Source organism: Roseateles sp. GW823-FHT07B05, assembly GCF_058794515.1.
In genome coordinates, this window is sequence record NZ_JBXAGX010000006.1 from 49354 (window position 1) to 65146 (window position 15793).

Sequence of the window (15793 nt, forward strand, 5' to 3'; positions counted from 1 at the left end):
CCGCTGAAGCCGCCAGGCCGGGCCGCCGTCAGGGGCGTGCGCGCGGGTTGTTGACGCGCAGCCTGGCCGTGGCACTCTGGCCGTCGGACGTCCGCACGGTGATCTGCACCTCCACGTCGCCGACGCCCGCCGGCGCCGTGCCCTCCAGCCGGCCGGTCTGGTTGTCGAAACGCAGCCAGCCCGGCAGCGGGCTGCCGTTGGCGAGCCGCGCCGTGTAGGTGACCTGGGCGCCGGCAGGCAGGCTGAACAGGCGGGACGTCACGAGCCCCTGCCTCATCTCGCTGCCCTGCACCTGCAGGAGCGGCAGCACCACGGTCAGGCGCGGGGCCGTGGTCACGCCATCCGGCGACTGCACGGGTACGGGCGCCAAGGCCGGGGCCAGGGCCGGGGCCAGCGCATCGCCGGCGACGCCACCGCCCAGCACCGTCACCGAGCCGGCCGGTCCCATGCCGCTGCTGCCGGCCGGCGGCAGCGGCGCCGTGGCGATGGGCTGCGTGACCGAGGTGTAGACCAGCGTCGTGCGCGGCGGCTCGGTGACCTGGGCCTGCAGGTTCTCGGACTTGACCGCGGGCGATGGCTTCACGGTCAGCACCCCGTCCACCAGCGTCAGCGTGTAGTTCTGCGCCGTCGCGCCCGTCACCTGGATGGCGTAGCTGCCGGGCGGCGTGCCGGCGCCGGTGGGCGCGGTCAGCGTCACGTTCTGCACCACGTCGGCGCTGTCCTGGTAGCGCAGCTGGGTGGTGTCCAGCGACCAGGTCAGCACCGGGTCCTGCTCGCCAGCGGTCTTGGCCTGGTCGTCGGCGCGCACGGTCAGCGGCGCCGGCGTCACGGTCAGCACGCCGTTGCGCACGCTGACCTCGTAGTTGGCCGCACTGGCCTGGCCGGTGACGGCGTGGGTGCCGGCCGTTGCCTGGGCGCCGGTGGGCAGGGAGGCGCTGCCCAGCTGCACGACGGCGGCGGCGGTGTCGCCGTAGCGCAGCTGCGTGGTGTCGACGCTCCAGCCGGGCGTGGGGTCGGCGGCGCCGTAGACCTTGGTGGGCGAGCCGAGCGTCAGCGTCAGCGGCGCCTTGTCCACGGTCAGCGTGGCGGGCACGAAGCTGGTGATGCGGTAGTTGGCGTCCACGCTCAGCGTGCCCAGCGTGATCGCGTGGCTGCCGGCGCTCGCCTCGGCGCCGCTGGCCGTGGCGAGCTGCCCGGCCAGGCTGCCGGCGGTGGTGTCGCCGGTGGCCAGGCCCTGGCCGCCGAGCCGGTAGGTCAGCGCGGGCTCGGCGTCGCCGTAGGTCTTGCGCTGGTCGTCGGCGATGACGGTCAGCGGGCGCGGTGTGATGGACGCGCGCAGGTCGGTGGGCTGGCTGACGGCGTAGTTGCCGGCGGCCGCCCCGGTCAGCGTGCCGCTGGCGGTGACGACCTTGCCGGTGCCGACGTTCTTGTCGACGAACTGGCCGGTCTGGGCCAGCGCCACGTCGTCGTCGCCGACGATGCCCACCAGGCTGCCGCCGCTGAGCTGGGCCGTCGTCGTGCCGTCGTAGACCTTGTCGCCCACCACGGTGCCGGCAACGGTGACGGTGCGCGAACCGACGCTGGCAAACAGGCCCGTGGGCTGCACGATGGCGTAGTTGCCCGCGTCGTTGCCGCTCAGCGAGTTGGTGGCGGTGACGGCCTTGGCCGTGCCGGCGTTGCGGTCGCTGAACTGGCCGGCCTCGACCAGCGTGACCGCGTCGCCACCGACCAGGCCCACCAGGCTGCCGCCCAGCAGTGTGGCGGCGGCGCTGCCGTCGTAGGTCTTGTCGGCCACGCGCGTGCCCGTCACCGTGACCGACTTGGGCGTCACGTTGCCGCTCAGCCCGCCGGGCTGCACCAGCGCGTAGTTGCCGGCGTCCATGCCGCCCAGCGTGCTGGCGGCCGTGACGGCCTTGGCGCTGCCGACGTTCTTGCTGGCAAAGCTGCCCAGCTCGGTCAGCGTCACGGTATCGCCCATGACCAGGCCGACCAGGCTGCCACCCACCAGCGGAGCGGCCAGCGTGCCGTCGTAGACCTTGTCGGCCACCGTCGTGCCGGTGACGGTCAGCGCCTTGGGCGTGATGTCGGTGCTCAGGCCCGTGGGCTGCACGAGGCTGTAGTTACCGGCATCCGTGCCGCCCAGCGTGTCGACCGCCGTGACGGCCTTGGCCGCGCCGACGCTCTTGTCGGCGAAGCTGCCCAGCTGCGTCAGCGTGACGGTGTCGCCGCCGACAACGCCCACCAGGCTGCCGCCACTGAGCGCGGCGGCGGTCAGGCCGTCGTAGACCTTGCTGGCCACCGTGGTCCCGGTGACGCTCAGCGCCTTGGGCGTGATGTCGGCCGTCAGCCCGGTCGGCTGCGTCAACGAGTAGTTGCCGGCGTCGATACCGCCCAGCGTGTCGGCGGCCGTGACGGCCTTGGCCGTGCCCGCGCGCTTGTCGGCAAAGCTGCCCAGCTGCGTCAGCGTGACGGTGTCGCCACCGACGACGCCCACCAGGCTGCCACCGCTGAGCGAGACCGCGGTGAGGCCGTCGTAGACCTTGTTGGCCACCGCGGTGCCGGTGACGCTCAGCGCCTTGGGCGTGATGTCGGCGGTGATGCCGATGGGCTGGGTCAGCGCGTAGTTGCCGGCATCCGCGCCGCCCAGCGTGTCGGCCGCCGTGACGACCTTGGCCGTGCCGACGTTCTTGTCGGCGAAGCTGCCCAGCTGCGTCAGCGTGACGGTGTCGCCGCCGACGACGCCCACCAGGCTGCCGCCGCTGAGCGACGCGGCGGCCAGGCCGTCGTAGACCTTGTTGGCGACGGTGGTGCCGGTGACGGTCAGTGCCTTGGCCGTGATGTCGGCCGTGAGGCCGGTGGGCTGCGTCAGCGAGTAGTTGCCGGCATCGCTACCGCCCAGCGTGTCGGCGGCGGTGACGGCCTTGGCAGTCCCCACGTTCTTGTCGACGAAGCTGCCGGCCTGGGCCAGCGTGACGGTGTCGCCGCCCACGAGGCCGACGAGGCTGCCGCCACTCAGCGAGGCCAGCTGCAGGCCGTCGTAGACCTTGTTGGCCACCGCGGTGCCTGTGACGGTCAGCGCCTTGGGCGTGATGTCGGCCGCGAGGCCGGTGGGCTGGGTCAGCGTGTAGTTGCCGGCGCCGCTGCCGCCCAGCGTGTCGGCCGCCGTGACGGCCTTGGCCGTGCCGGCGTTGCGGTCCGCAAAGCTGCCCAGCTGCGCCAGCGTGACGGTGTCGCCGCCGACGACGCCCACCAGGCTGCCGCCGCTGAGCGACGCGACGGCCAGGCCGTCGTAAACCTTGTTGGCGACGGTGGTGCCGGCGACGGTCAGCGCCTTGGGCGTGATGTCGGCGGCGAGGCCCGTGGGCTGCGTCAGCGAGTAGTTGCCGGCGTCGTTGCCGCCGAGCGTGTCGGCCGCCGTGACGGCCTTGGCCGTGCCGACGTCCTTGTCGGCGAAGCTGCCCAGCTGCGTCAGCGTGACGGTGTCGCCACCGACGACGCCCACCAGGCTGCCGCCGCTGAGCGACGCGCTGGTCAAGCCGTCGTAGACCTTGTTGGCGACGGTGGTGCCGGTGACGGTCAGCGCCTTGGGTGTGATGTCCGCGGTGAGGCCGGTGGGCTGCGTCAGCGAATAGTTGCCGGCGTCCGTGCCGCCCAGCGTGTCGGCGGCCGTGACGGCCTTGACCGTGCCCGCGCTCTTGTCGGCGAAGCTGCCCAGCTGCGTCAGCGTGACGGTGTCACCACCGACGACGCCCACCAGGCTGCCGCCGCTGAGCGACGCGGTGGTCAGGCCGTCGTAGACCTTGTTGGCCACCGCGGTGCCCGTGACGGTCAGCGCCTTGGGCGTGATCGTCGCGGCCTGCGTGCCCAGCGTCAGCGTGTAGTTGCCGGCGTTGGCGCCGCTGAGCGTGAGGCCGCCGAACTGCACCTGCGAGGCCAGCGCCACCTGGCTGCTGTCGTAAGTGGCGGTGGCGGTGCCGCTGATCGACACGGTGTCCAGCGAATAGGGCTTGCCGTCGGCCGTGCTGCCGCTGCCGGCCGTCTCAGCCGCCAGCAGCGCTGCCGTGCCGATGGGTGTGGCCGCGACGCCGCCGTTGTAGGCGCGGCTGGCCGCGACGCTCAGGCCGCTGGTGGTCAGCGCCTTGGGCGTGATGTCGGCCTGCACGGAGCCGGTGCTGATGGTGTAGTTGGCGGCGTCCCCACCGCCGAACGTCAGGCCGCCCAGCGTGACGGACTTGCCCGTGCCGGCATGGCGGTCGGCAAACGCGCCGGAGGCCGAGCCGATGACGTACACGTCGTCACCGTTCAGCGCCTTGCCGTCGTTGCTGGCGGCGCCGCCGCCGCTGATGGACGCCACGCCGCTGACCTGGGCGGTGGTGGTGCCGTCATAGACCTTGTTGGCAGCCGTCAGGCCGGCCACGTTGATGGCCTTGGGATTGATGGTGAAGTTGCTGCTGCCGGTGTTGACGGTGATCTGGTAGCCCAGCGACGACGCGAACGTGCCCTGGCCCGTCAGGTTGACCGTGTAGGTGCCGGCCGGCTGGTAGCCCGCGCTGGACGGCACGTAGCCGCTGCTGGTGAAGTTGAGCGAGCCGGTGGTGGCCGAGCCCTGGGTGTCGCCGTCGATGAAGCCGACGATGCTGACGCCGGGCGCGGCGCCGGAGTCGCCGTAGGTGATGGACGAGCCGGCGCCGACCGACACGGTCAGCGTCGGCGCCGTGGTGTAGAGGAACCAGCTGCCGCTGCCGGCGTAACCCGGCGTCGCGCCGGACGTGTAGGTCTGGTTGTAGTGCTTGCTGTAGCTGCTCATGCCCTCCGTCGTGCCGGTGGGGCTGCTGGAATAGACCAGGTAGCGGCCCGAGCCCACGCTCAGCCCGGTGTCGGTGGCGAGGTTGTTGACGAAGTTGCGCCCGGCGGCCACGACGAGGTCGCCCGAGCCGGTGCTGAGCGTCTTGTCGAGCACCACATCGCTGCTGGCGCCCGCGGCCTGCAGCGTGCCGCCGCTGGTGAAGGCCAGGCCGTCGACGCCGTCCACGCTGCCCACGGTGAGGGTGCTGGCCGCGTTCTTCAGCGTGCCGGAGCCCAGCTGGCCGGCGACGGTGCCGACGGCGTTGCCGCTGCCGGTCAATGTGGCCGTGCCCGTGCCGCTCAGGATGAGCTGGCTGGCGCTGACGGTGCCAGAGACGCCCTGCGTGATGGTGCCCGACGTGCCCGTGCCCAGCTCCAGCACGCCGGTGCTGGCCGTGAGCGTGTTGTTGCCCAGCGCCAGCGTGCCGCCGTTGGACTGCACGGCCAGGCGCCGGCCGGTGGCCTCGCCGGAGGAGATCGTGCCGCCCACCGTCACGCCACCCGCGCCGCCCAGCAGGCCGACGTCGGCATCCAGCGTGGCGGCGCCGCGCTTCATGCTGGCCTGCGTGAAGTTCAGCGTGCTGATGCTGGTGGCACCACTTTGGTCGGTGCGGCCGAACTTCAGGTCGGTGAAACCGGTGGACTGCTGGATGACGGCGCCGATCTCGCTGGCGAGGATTCCGAAGCCGTTGTTGGTGGCGCCGAGCGCGGCGGTCAGCGTCGGGTCGGCTGCGGCCACCTGCAGCGTGCCGCCGTTGGCGCCGACGAGCTGGGTGTCGTTTGCCAGCAGCAGGCCGCCGCCCTGGGCCGTGTAGCCGCCGACCTGGAAGACCAGCGAATTCGTGCCGCTGCCGCCGATGACGGCACCGCTCTGGAAGCGCACGCCGCGGCCCTGGCTGCTCGCGTTGAGGCCGGCGTTGGCCACGGTGATGCCGGCGCCGCGCAGGTCGGCCAGCACGATGTCGCCGGCGGCGTTGCTGGTCTTGTCGGTGGACTTCTTCAGCGTGATGGCGACCTGGCCGGTGCCGGCATCCAGCGTGGTGCCGGCGCGCTGGACGATCTCGGACACGCAGCTGCTGCAGTTCGCGTCCACCACGCCCTGGGCTGCGCCCTGGTTGGCGATGAGGCTCAAGTTGCCGTTGTCGGTGGTGATGTTGGCGTCGATGTAGACGCTGCGGCCGGCCTCCAGCGTGAGGCTGCCGCCGGCGCCGCTGGCCGAGCTGGTGATGGCGCGGGCGACGCGGATGTCGTTGTTGGCCTGCAGCGTGACGCTGGTGCCGGCGTTGAGCATGCCGGTGATGGCGGACGGCGTGATGACGATGTCCGTCGACGGGTTGGCCGAGAAGCCCAGCAACCCGCTGGACGTGCTGCCGCCACTGGCCGTGTAGCCGCTGCCATCCGGCACGAAGCGGTTGCCGTTCCAGTTGGCGCCACCGGCGTTGTGGACGGGCGTGACGATGCTGCCGCCGGAGGCGCTCTCGTCCACCAGCGTGGCGGCGTACAGCTGGCTGCTGTTGTTGCCGGATGTGGTGTTGGGCGCCGCCCAGATCAGCGGCCGGTACGCCACGCGCTCGGCGCCGGTGACGGCGGTGGGCAGCATGGCGACCTGGATGTCGCTCGTCAGCGTGCCGGTGCCCACCGTGGAGGTGTTCTGGCCCAGGCTGCTCTGCGCCAGGCCCAGGAGGCTGTTGCGCCACCCGACCTGGCCGGCCGCGCCCTGGGCGCCCGACAGCAGCGTGACGGCGCCGTAGCCATCGATGCCGCAGTAGTCGGCCGCGCTGAGGAACAGCAGGTCGCCGGTGGCGAGGCCGTTGCGGGCCAGCGTCACGAAGTGGGCGCCGACGCCGTCGCCCGCGGCGTTGCCCACGAGGCTGTTGCTGGCGCTGACGGTGGCGCCGGCGGCGGACTCGCCGTAGGCCCGGCCCGTCGTGCCGTTGACCCAGGTGATGGCCCCGGCGCCGGCACCGCCGCCGCTGCGGTCGGCGGTGTTGGTCCATTGGCTGGCGCGCACGACGTAGTTCGTCTGGCCGTTGGCCGTGACCGCCACGACGCCGCTGATCACCGAGCTGGCGCCGAGGTAGCCGTCGTACAGCGAGGTCGTCATGCCGAGGTGGTCGCCGGTGGTCGAGCCGACCAGGCTGTTGCTGGCCGACACGACACCGGCAACGCCGCCCGCCGGCCCGAACGTGACGGCGCCGGCCCCGGTCGCCGCGCCGTTGGACCACCACGGGCTGGCCACCGCGTAATTGCCGGCACCCAGCGTCGTGATGCCGCCGTAGGCGACGTGCTGCGCGGAGTTGGGGTCGATGAAGGCGGCGTAGCTGACGGCGTCGCCCGCGACGGCGCCCACCAGCGAGTTGACCGCGCTGACGGCACCGCCGGCGCTGCCGTCCTGGAGCTGGCCGTTGCTGCCGTTGATCCAGCTGGCCGCGCCCTTGGCGGACGGGGCGCTGAACTGGTCCCACGCGGCGGTGGAGCCCCAGAACGGCGAGGCGACGGCGGCATTGCCATCGCCCAGCGCCTTCACGCCGCCCCAGCCGACGCGGTCGCCGTCCTTCGTCGTCACGCGGTCGGGCCAGTCGGTGTTGAAGCCCTTGCCGTCGATGTAGCGGCTGATGTAGTCGGATGCGTCGGTCATGCCGAGCAGCTTCTGGTTGGCTGTCGGTTCCTGCACGCTGGTGGACGGCGTCGTGCCGACCAGGCTGTTGCTGGCCGAGATGGTGCCGGTCACGCCGGCCGTGCCGCTGCCCCAGGTGACGGCACCGCGCTCGCTCCACCACTGCGAGTTGGACAGCACGAAGTTGCCGTTGGTCAGCTCGGTCACGCCGTCGATGGGCAGGCGGAAGCCGATGTAGTCGCCGGCGTGGCTGCCCACCAGGCTGTTGCTGGCCGACAGCACGCCGCCGCTGGCACCGCCCACCAGCTGGCCGTTGCTGCCGTTCATCCACGTCACCGCGCCGGCCTGGGCCGCGCCGGTGTTGTTCCAGTTCGGGCTGGCCACCAGCACGTTGCCGTTGGACAGCTGCTGGTAGATCGGCGTGACGTTGAGCACGAAGCCGGCGGCAATGCCGTAGACGTCGATCAGCGAGGACAGCGGCTGCGGCTGGGGCACCGAGTAGTTGCTGCCGAAGGTGGCGGTGGTGGCCGTGCCGACGTAGGGGCCGACCGGGCGCAGCGTGGTGGTGCTGGCCGCGTTGCCGCTCACGGTGCCGGAAGAGACCGTGGGCGTCGCCCAGGCCGTGGTGGCCAGCGTGCCCAGGCGGTCGCCCACGGCGGTGATGGCCGTGTGGTTGGCGTTGTTGAAGGTGTCGGCGGTGTTGCCGACCAGGCTGTTGCTGCTGCTCACCGTGCCGGTGGTGTTGCCGCTTCCCAGCCAGGTGATGGCGCCCTTGCCCGAGCCCCAGAACGGGCTCACGACGAGGTAGCTGCCGCCGTTCAGCGCACCGCCCAGCAGGCCGACGTGGTCGCCCGTCGTGGTGAGGTAGGTGGTGACGTCGGTCCAGCTGACGCCGCCGCGGGTCTGGTTGGTGGTGGAGACGCTGGTGACGTCCGACGTGGCACCCACCAGGCTGTTGCTGGCACTGATGGTGCCGGCCAGGCCGACACCGCCGGTGCCCAGCGTGGCGGCGCCCTTGCCGCTGTCCCAGCTGGGGCTGCGCACCACGTAGTTGCCGTCGGACAGCACGCTGACCGCGGCGACGAGCTGGGCATCCCAGCTGCCGAGCAACGTGTAGTACGTGCCGTTGGCGCTGGAGTTGGAGGTGTTGCTGCGGTAGTCGGCGTAATGCACGCTGCCGACGTAGTCACCCGCCTGGTTGCCCACCAGGCTGTTGGACGACGACAGCACCGCCCCGGTGGCGCCGGCGGCGAACGGCTGGCCGTTGCTGCCGTCCACCCACGTCACGGCGCCGTAGGCCACGGTGGTCTGCTGGTTGCCGCTGCGGTTGCCCCACTGCGGGCTCAGCACGATGTAGTTCGTGCGCTGCCCGTAGGCGCCCAGCGCGCCCACCGGCAGCACGCCGCCGGAGCCGACGCTCTCGTAGGCGTCGGAGCCCACCAGGCTGTTGCTGCTGCTGACGACACCCGTGCGGCCGGTGGTGCCGCTGCCCCAGGTCACGGCGCCGGCGTCGGTACTGCCGCCGTTGTCCCAGGTGGGTGAGACGACCGCGTAGTTGCCGCCGGCCAGCTCGACGATGGTCTTGCCGACCTGGTCGTTGACCGTCGAGCCCACCAGGCTGTTGGACGAGGACACCGCGCCGGCCAGGCCCGTCGAGCCATCGCCGAACGCGACCGCGCCGCGGCCGTTGCTCCAGGAGGTCGCGTCGACGAGGTAGTTGCCGCTGCCCAGCCACCGCACGCCGCCCGTGGTGGCCCCCAGCTTGCGAGTGACGGTGACCGTGTTGGACGTGTTGTTGCCGGAGTTGTAGTCGTAGCTGCTGTAGAGCGTGCCGCTGCTCAGCGAGTAGAAGCCGACGCCGTCGCCGTCGCCGCCGATCAGGCTGTTCGTCACGCCCACCGCGGCGCCCGCCGCGCCCGCGCCGAAAACCTGGCCGTTGCTGCCATCCACCCAGGTCACGGCGCCATTGGGGTTGTTCTCCAGGAAGCGGCCCGCATCGGCGTTGCCGTTGCCGCTCCAGGAGGGGCTGTTGACGACATAGTGCTGGCCGCCGCTGCCCACGCGCGTGATGCCGCCGCTGCCGACGAAGTCGAAGGCACTGCTGCCCACCAGGCTGTTGCCGGCGCCGACGGTGCCCACCGCGCCGCCCGCCGCGCCCCAGGTGACGGCGCCGGCATAGGCCGCGCCGCCGTTGCTCCACAGCGGGGAATTGATGACGTAGGCGCCGCCCGGCAGCGCCGTGACGAGCTGGCCCACCAGGTCGCCCGCACCGCCCGGCGGCGTGGTGCGCCGGTTCGTGCCGCCGTCGCTGTACTGCCCGTACAGCGTGGCGCCGAAGCGGTCCAGGTCCACCGGCGTGTAGAGCGGGTTGCCGGGCGTGCGCTGGCCCAGCACGAACACCGCCCGGTTGACGTCGCTGGGCGCGGTTTCCAGCAGCGCCAGCGTGCGGTTGGGCGTTGCGCCGACGAGGGCCGTGCTGGCCGAGATCACGCCGCCGGCGGCACCGGTGGCGAGCTGGCCATTGCTGGCGTTCATCCAGGCCACGGCGCCGCGGCCGTTGAACCAGGTCGACACGCCGATCGCCAGGTTGCCGTCGGTCAGCTCGGTGATGCTGGTGCCCGGCCGCACGATGTAGCTGCCGTTCGCATCCAGCATGTCCACGTCGCCGACGCGGTCGCTGGCCGTAACGGTGACCGCGCCCTGGTTGGACACCGCCAGGCTGTTGTAGCCGTAGCGGGTCATGCTGTCGGAGTTGGACGTGCTGCCCACCAGGCTGTTGCCGCTGTTGACACTGTGCGAGCCGCTGCCGCTGAGGCTCTGCCAGGTGATGGCGCCGGCCGATGCCGCCACGTTGTCCAGCAGCGCATAGGCGCGGCTGGCGGCGGGCGCGGCGCCGCTGCCGTTGCTGTCCTGCGAGTCGTAGGACGTGATGGTCTTGTCGGCCGTCGTCGTGCCGTAGTCGGGGCTGAGCACCAGGTAGTTGCCGTTGCCCAGCACCTTGATGCCGCCGCTGCCGACCTTGTCGCCCACGTTGGTGCCGCGCAGGTTGGCCAGCAGCGCACCGGTCTGGCTGTTGAACAGGTAGGCGGCGCCCGTGGACAGGGTGCCGCCCGTGTTGGCACGCGGCGCGGTGACGGCGACATTGCCGTTGCCCAGCACGCTGACGGTGCTGCCGAAGCCGTTGTTGCTACCGGGCGTGGGGTCGCTCATCGCCAGCGTGGCCAGCGCGGCCGACGCGTTGTCCACGAGGATGTTGCGCGGGTCCAGCAGCAGCTGGCCCGGCCGGCCGTCGCGGCTGGAGAGGTCGGCCAGGCCCTGGAAGACGAGATCCTGCTTGCCCGACACCTCGGCCTGCCCGCCGGCGCCAGCCTGCGAGCCGCCGCGGGCGCTGAGGCCGGCGGCGAACAGCGTCTTCACGTCAGACCAGACGACCACCTGGCCGCCGTCGCCGCGCGCGCCGGCGGCATCGGCGCGCAGCACCGTCGACGCATTGATGCCCACCGTCGTCGCGTTGCCCAGGTCGGCATCGGCGCCATGGAAGCCGCCGCCGATGCGCAGCCGCCCGCCATCGGCGCCGCTGGCATCCAGCGTGGCTGCGCGCAGCTGCAGGCTGGCGGCGCTGAGGTCGATGTCGCCGCCCCGGCCGCTGCCGCCCAGCGCGCTCATCCGCGCCGAGCTGTACAGCACCGAGCCGGCCTGGGCGCCCGTGCTGCCCGTCAGCGCGATGCGGCCGCCGCGCGTGCCCCCGTCGGCCGCCACGACCGCCTGCGCCGTCTGCACCACGGTCTCGGCCTGCACCTGCACCGTGCCGCCCGCGCCCTGCGCCGACGACACGTCCAGCCGGCCGGACTGGCCCACGTAGTCGGCCTGCAGCTGGATGCGGCCGCCGTCACGCGCCGCGATCTCGCCGGCCAGCTCCACGTTGCCGGCACTGACCGTCACCTGGCCGCCCTGCGCCGAGATGCTGCCCGTGTTGGCCACCAGGCGCAGCACGCCGTCCTGCTCCAGCAGCTGGCTGGCGCCGCTGCTGCCGGCCACGGCCTGCTGCATCAGCTGGCGCGCCGCGCCCGCAGCCAGGATGACCTGGCCGCCCTCGGCCACCAGCACCTGCCGGTTCTCGATCAGCGTGCCCAGCGTGGACGGCTCGACCTTCACGCCCAGCAGGCGCGCGCCGTCGAAGTTCAGCGTCACCACGTCGCCGCCCGCCAGCGCCACCGTGCCCAGCCGCGCACTCACCACGCCCTCGTTGCGCACCTCCGGCGCCAGCAGCGCCACATGCCCGCCTTCCGCCGCCGTCAGCCGGCCCTGGTTGCTCACGATGCCCGCCGCCGCGCCCCGCGTGAAGCGCATGCGGCCGGCCATGAAGTCCTCATCCGCCAGGCTCAGCGTGGACGCGACGAGGCCGCCGACGTCCACCTGCGCGCCCTGGCCGAAGACGATGCCGTTCGGGTTGACCAGCACCACCCGGCCGTTGGACGACAGCCGGCCGAGGATCTGCGACATGTCGGCGCCGACGACGCGGTTCAGCGCCACCGAGCTGGCGCCGGGCTGCTGGAAGTTCACCTGCGCCTGCGCGCCGATGTTGAAGCTCTGCCAGTTGATGACCGCCTTGTCGCTGCCCTGGCTGATGTCCAGCCGCGCGCCGTTCTGCGCCAGCTGGGCCTGGCCCTGCGTGACGGTGCCGCCGGTGGGCAGCGCCGTCACGGGCGGCGGCGTCGCCTGCGCCAGCGCCGCCAGCGACGCCCCGGCCAGCACGACACCCGCCAACGCGCTGGCGCCGCCGGCGCGGCCCTTGCCGCGCGAGCGGCTCAGCTCCGCGACGGCCACGTAGGCGCCCGCAGCTTCGTTCCACACCAGCCTGAACGCTCGGTTCATCGAACCCGGACCACGATGCTTCATGTCGTACCTCGACGAATGTCTTGCCTCGGAAAGCCTGCCTGCGCTGCGCGGGCGGCCTCAGAACCACTTGGACAGCGACAGCAGCGCACGCGTCTCGCGGTGCGTGCCGTCGGCGTCGAGCCCGGTCACCGGGTTGCGGGTGGGGTTGCGCCCATGGCGGTGGGCCAGCGCGGCGCGCACCTGCAGCGCCGCCGGTCCCTCCCAGCTCAGCTCCAGCCCCGAGCCGCTCAGGTGCAGGCGGTTGGGCTGCAGCGTCGCGACGTTGGGGTCCTGGTCGCGCCAGCCCAGCGCCTGGTCGTGGAAGACGCTCAGCGCCCAGCCTTCACCGAACTTGTGCTTCAGTTCGGCGTTCAGCAGCAGGCCGGTGTCCACGCTGGGCTCGGACACGCTGTACGCCCTCACCGCATACGGCCCGGCAAGCTGGAACTTCTCCGACGAGTCCAGGTTCCTGCTGGCCTTCTGGGCCGAGGCCGACAGCGTGAGCATCTGCTGCGCGTTGAGCCGCTGCATGCGGGTCAGCGTCGCATTCATGCGGCTGTAGTGGCCGTCGCGCCGCGGGCCGCCGGCCACCTGGTCGTTGGCCAGGTCCGCCGCGTTGGCCGACAGGTCCAGCTGCCCCAGCACCAGCTGGCCGGACAGGATCCAGACGCCGCCGCCGGCCCAGTCGTCCGTGCGGTCGGCATTGGCCGAGAACGTCACCAGGTCCAGCTGCTTGCGGCTGAGCTCCACGCCGGCCACCAGGTTCTTGAAGCGCTTGCGCTCGGCCGACAGCTGCAGGACCGCGTTGCGCTCCGCGCTGCGCTGCAGCGGGTAGCTCAGCACCGCGCCCAGCGTGCTGGCGTTGCCGGAGTAGCGCACCGTGTTCAGGTCGTAGCTGTAGTGCAGGCCCGAGGCCAGCAGCGTGCCCTTCAGGCCGTCGTTGCCCAGCGGCAGCGACAGCCCCGCACGGGCATAGGTGGAGCCCTTGCTGGCGAAGGTCGCCAGCGACCACTGGTCACCGCGTGCCAGCGGGCCGTTCAACGCCAGGTTCACCGAGGCCCGCGCCTCGCCGGTGGCGCGCGCGCCGGTGTTGTCAAGCAGCGCGCTGCCGCTGAACAGCGGTGCATCCGTCAGCGCGACGACGAGGCGGGTGTCGCCCTCCTTGTCGCCCGGCTCCAGCACCGAGGCCGCATGCATGCCGGGCGTCTCGTTGAGCAGCGTGATGGCGCGCTGGACCTGGTCGGTGCGCAGCGCCTCACCCTCGCGCTGGCGGGCCAGCACGGTCTCGCGCACACGTAGCTCCGGCAGCGCGCGCGGCGCGCCGCGGTTCTCGATGCGCAGCGACGACAGCCGCCCCTCGGCCACCTGCATGCGCACGACGCCGTCGCGGATCGCCTGCTCCGGCAGCCAGACGCGGGCGAGCAGGCCGCGGGCCCGGTAGGCCTGGGCCACCGCATCCGCCGCGCGGCGCAGCGAGGCCATGTCGGACCGCTGCCCCACCCAGGGCCGCAGCACGCCCTGCAGCGTGTCCGCATCCAACAGCGTGGCGCCCTGCACGTCGAAGCGCTGCACGACGACGGCCACCGCGGCCACCGCGGCCGACGGCGCCGGCAGCGCCGGGGCCGGCAACCCGCCGGGCCGCGCGCGGTTGGCCGCCTTCTCGGCCTCCCGCAGCAGGTCTTCGCCGGTGGGCGGAGTCTGCGCGTGCGTGGGCAAGGCCAGCAGCAACAGGCTCACCGCCAGGGGGCTGAACGATCGAGGGCCAGGCAGCATCGATGTCTCCGTCTCGTGTTCGGAGCCAGGCGTGCCGCGCCGTCAGGCTGGCAAAGGCACCGACGCGAGCGCCCGGATGCAGCTGGATGCTGTTGGGCGTTTTCGTCCCCCCTCGCCTGAGTCTGGCCGCTGTGGGATGGCCGACCGGCCATGCATCGCGGAACCTCGCTCACACCGGCTTGGTGCGCCGGTGCCGAACCATCCTAATCGCGCCACCGCTGGACCGGCAAGCACGGCCGCGGGGGCGAAAACGCAACGCCGCGGGCGGATGTCGAGTGGTAGGCCGTGCAGGACTTGAACCTGCGACCAAAGGATTCCGGTTTGCGCCCATTTCTGAGCTCCCTGGACTATGCCTTCGCCATGGGCCAGCAAGGCCGGTAGGCGGGCGCCGTCTAGTCTCTACACCTTCCCCTCGCGGGGCTTGGCTCGGCGTTGCCTTGTGCCTTGCGGCCGTCAGGTTTCGCCGAATTTGACGCCATTCACGCGGGCGCTTTCGCCGCCCGGTGCACAACTTTCGCTATGAGTCCTCTGCTCTGACCAACTGAGCTAACGGCCCACTGAACAATTTCTTCCATGCCGGAAGAAGGCCGCGATTCTAGTCAGCGTTGGCTCAACGCTGAGACAGCGCCTGGCCGACCATGCGCGACGTGATGTCGACGATCTGGATCATGCGGTCGTAGGCCATGCGCGTGGGGCCGATGACGCCCAGCGTGCCGACCACCTGGCCGTCCACCTCGTACGGGGCCGACACGATGGACAGCTCCTCATAAGGCACGACCTGGCTCTCGCCGCCGATGTAGATGCGCACGCCCTCGGCGCGGCTGGAGGTGTCCAGCAGGCGCATCAGCTGCGTCTTCTGCTCGAACAGGTCGAACAGCCGGCGCAGCGACCCCATGTCGTGGCTGAAGTCCTGCACGGTCAGCAGGTTGCGTTCGCCGGACACGACGACCTGCTCGTCCTGCTGTTCCATCGCCTCGGTGCCGACTTGCACGGCGGCGCTCATCAGCCCGGCGATCTCACCGCGCAGCGCGTCCACCTCGTTGCGCAGCCGTTCGCGCACGGCCTCCAGCGTGAGGCCCGCGTAGCCGGCGTTCAGCCGGTTGCTGGCCTCGGCCAGCTCGGGCTGGGTCAAGTCTTGCGCGGTGAAGATGACGCGGTTCTGCACGTCGCCGTCGGGCGAGACGAGGATGACCAGCACGCGCCGCTCGCCCAGGCGCAGGAACTCGATGTGGTGGAACACGCTGGGCTTCTTCGGCGACGTGACGACGCCGACGAAGCTGGACAGGTTGGACAGCATCTGCGCCGCGCTGGCGATGACGCGCTGCGGCTGGTCGGGCTGCAGCTGCGCCTCCAGCTCCAGCCGGCCGGGCTGGGCCGTCAGCATGGTGTCGACGAACAGGCGGTAGCCGCGCGGCGTCGGGATGCGGCCAGCGCTGGTGTGCGGGCTGGCGATGAGGCCCAGGTCTTCCAGGTCGGCCATCACGTTGCGGATGGTCGCGGGGCTGAGCTCCAGACCGGAGGCCTTGGACAGCGTGCGCGAGCCAACGGGCTGGCCGTCCGCGATGTAGCGTTCGACCAGGGTCTTCAGCAGGGATTTGGAGCGCTCGTCGAGCATCTCTCCATTGTAGGAAGCTCCCGCGCACTGCCTTGGCGGGCAAAACCCCTGTGGTGTAATTTGCC

General features: G+C 71.9%; 3 protein-coding genes. All 3 read right to left on the reverse strand.

Going from position 1 to position 15793, the window contains the following annotated elements:
- Positions 1 to 28: 28 nt before the first annotated feature.
- Positions 29 to 12361: a YDG domain-containing protein gene (locus tag AC1Q7O_RS14630; RefSeq protein WP_492657831.1), complete on the reverse strand. Its 12333-nt coding sequence runs from the start codon at positions 12359 to 12361 to the stop codon at positions 29 to 31.
- A gap of 57 nt (positions 12362 to 12418) precedes the next feature.
- Positions 12419 to 14113, reverse strand: a complete 1695-nt coding sequence (locus AC1Q7O_RS14635; RefSeq protein ID WP_492657832.1) for a ShlB/FhaC/HecB family hemolysin secretion/activation protein — start codon at positions 14111 to 14113, stop codon at positions 12419 to 12421.
- 610 nt (positions 14114 to 14723) lie between these two features.
- A complete protein-coding gene (hrcA, locus tag AC1Q7O_RS14640; RefSeq protein ID WP_492657833.1) occupies positions 14724 to 15728 on the reverse strand; it encodes a heat-inducible transcriptional repressor HrcA in 1005 nt (334 codons plus the stop codon).
- Positions 15729 to 15793: the final 65 nt, after the last annotated feature.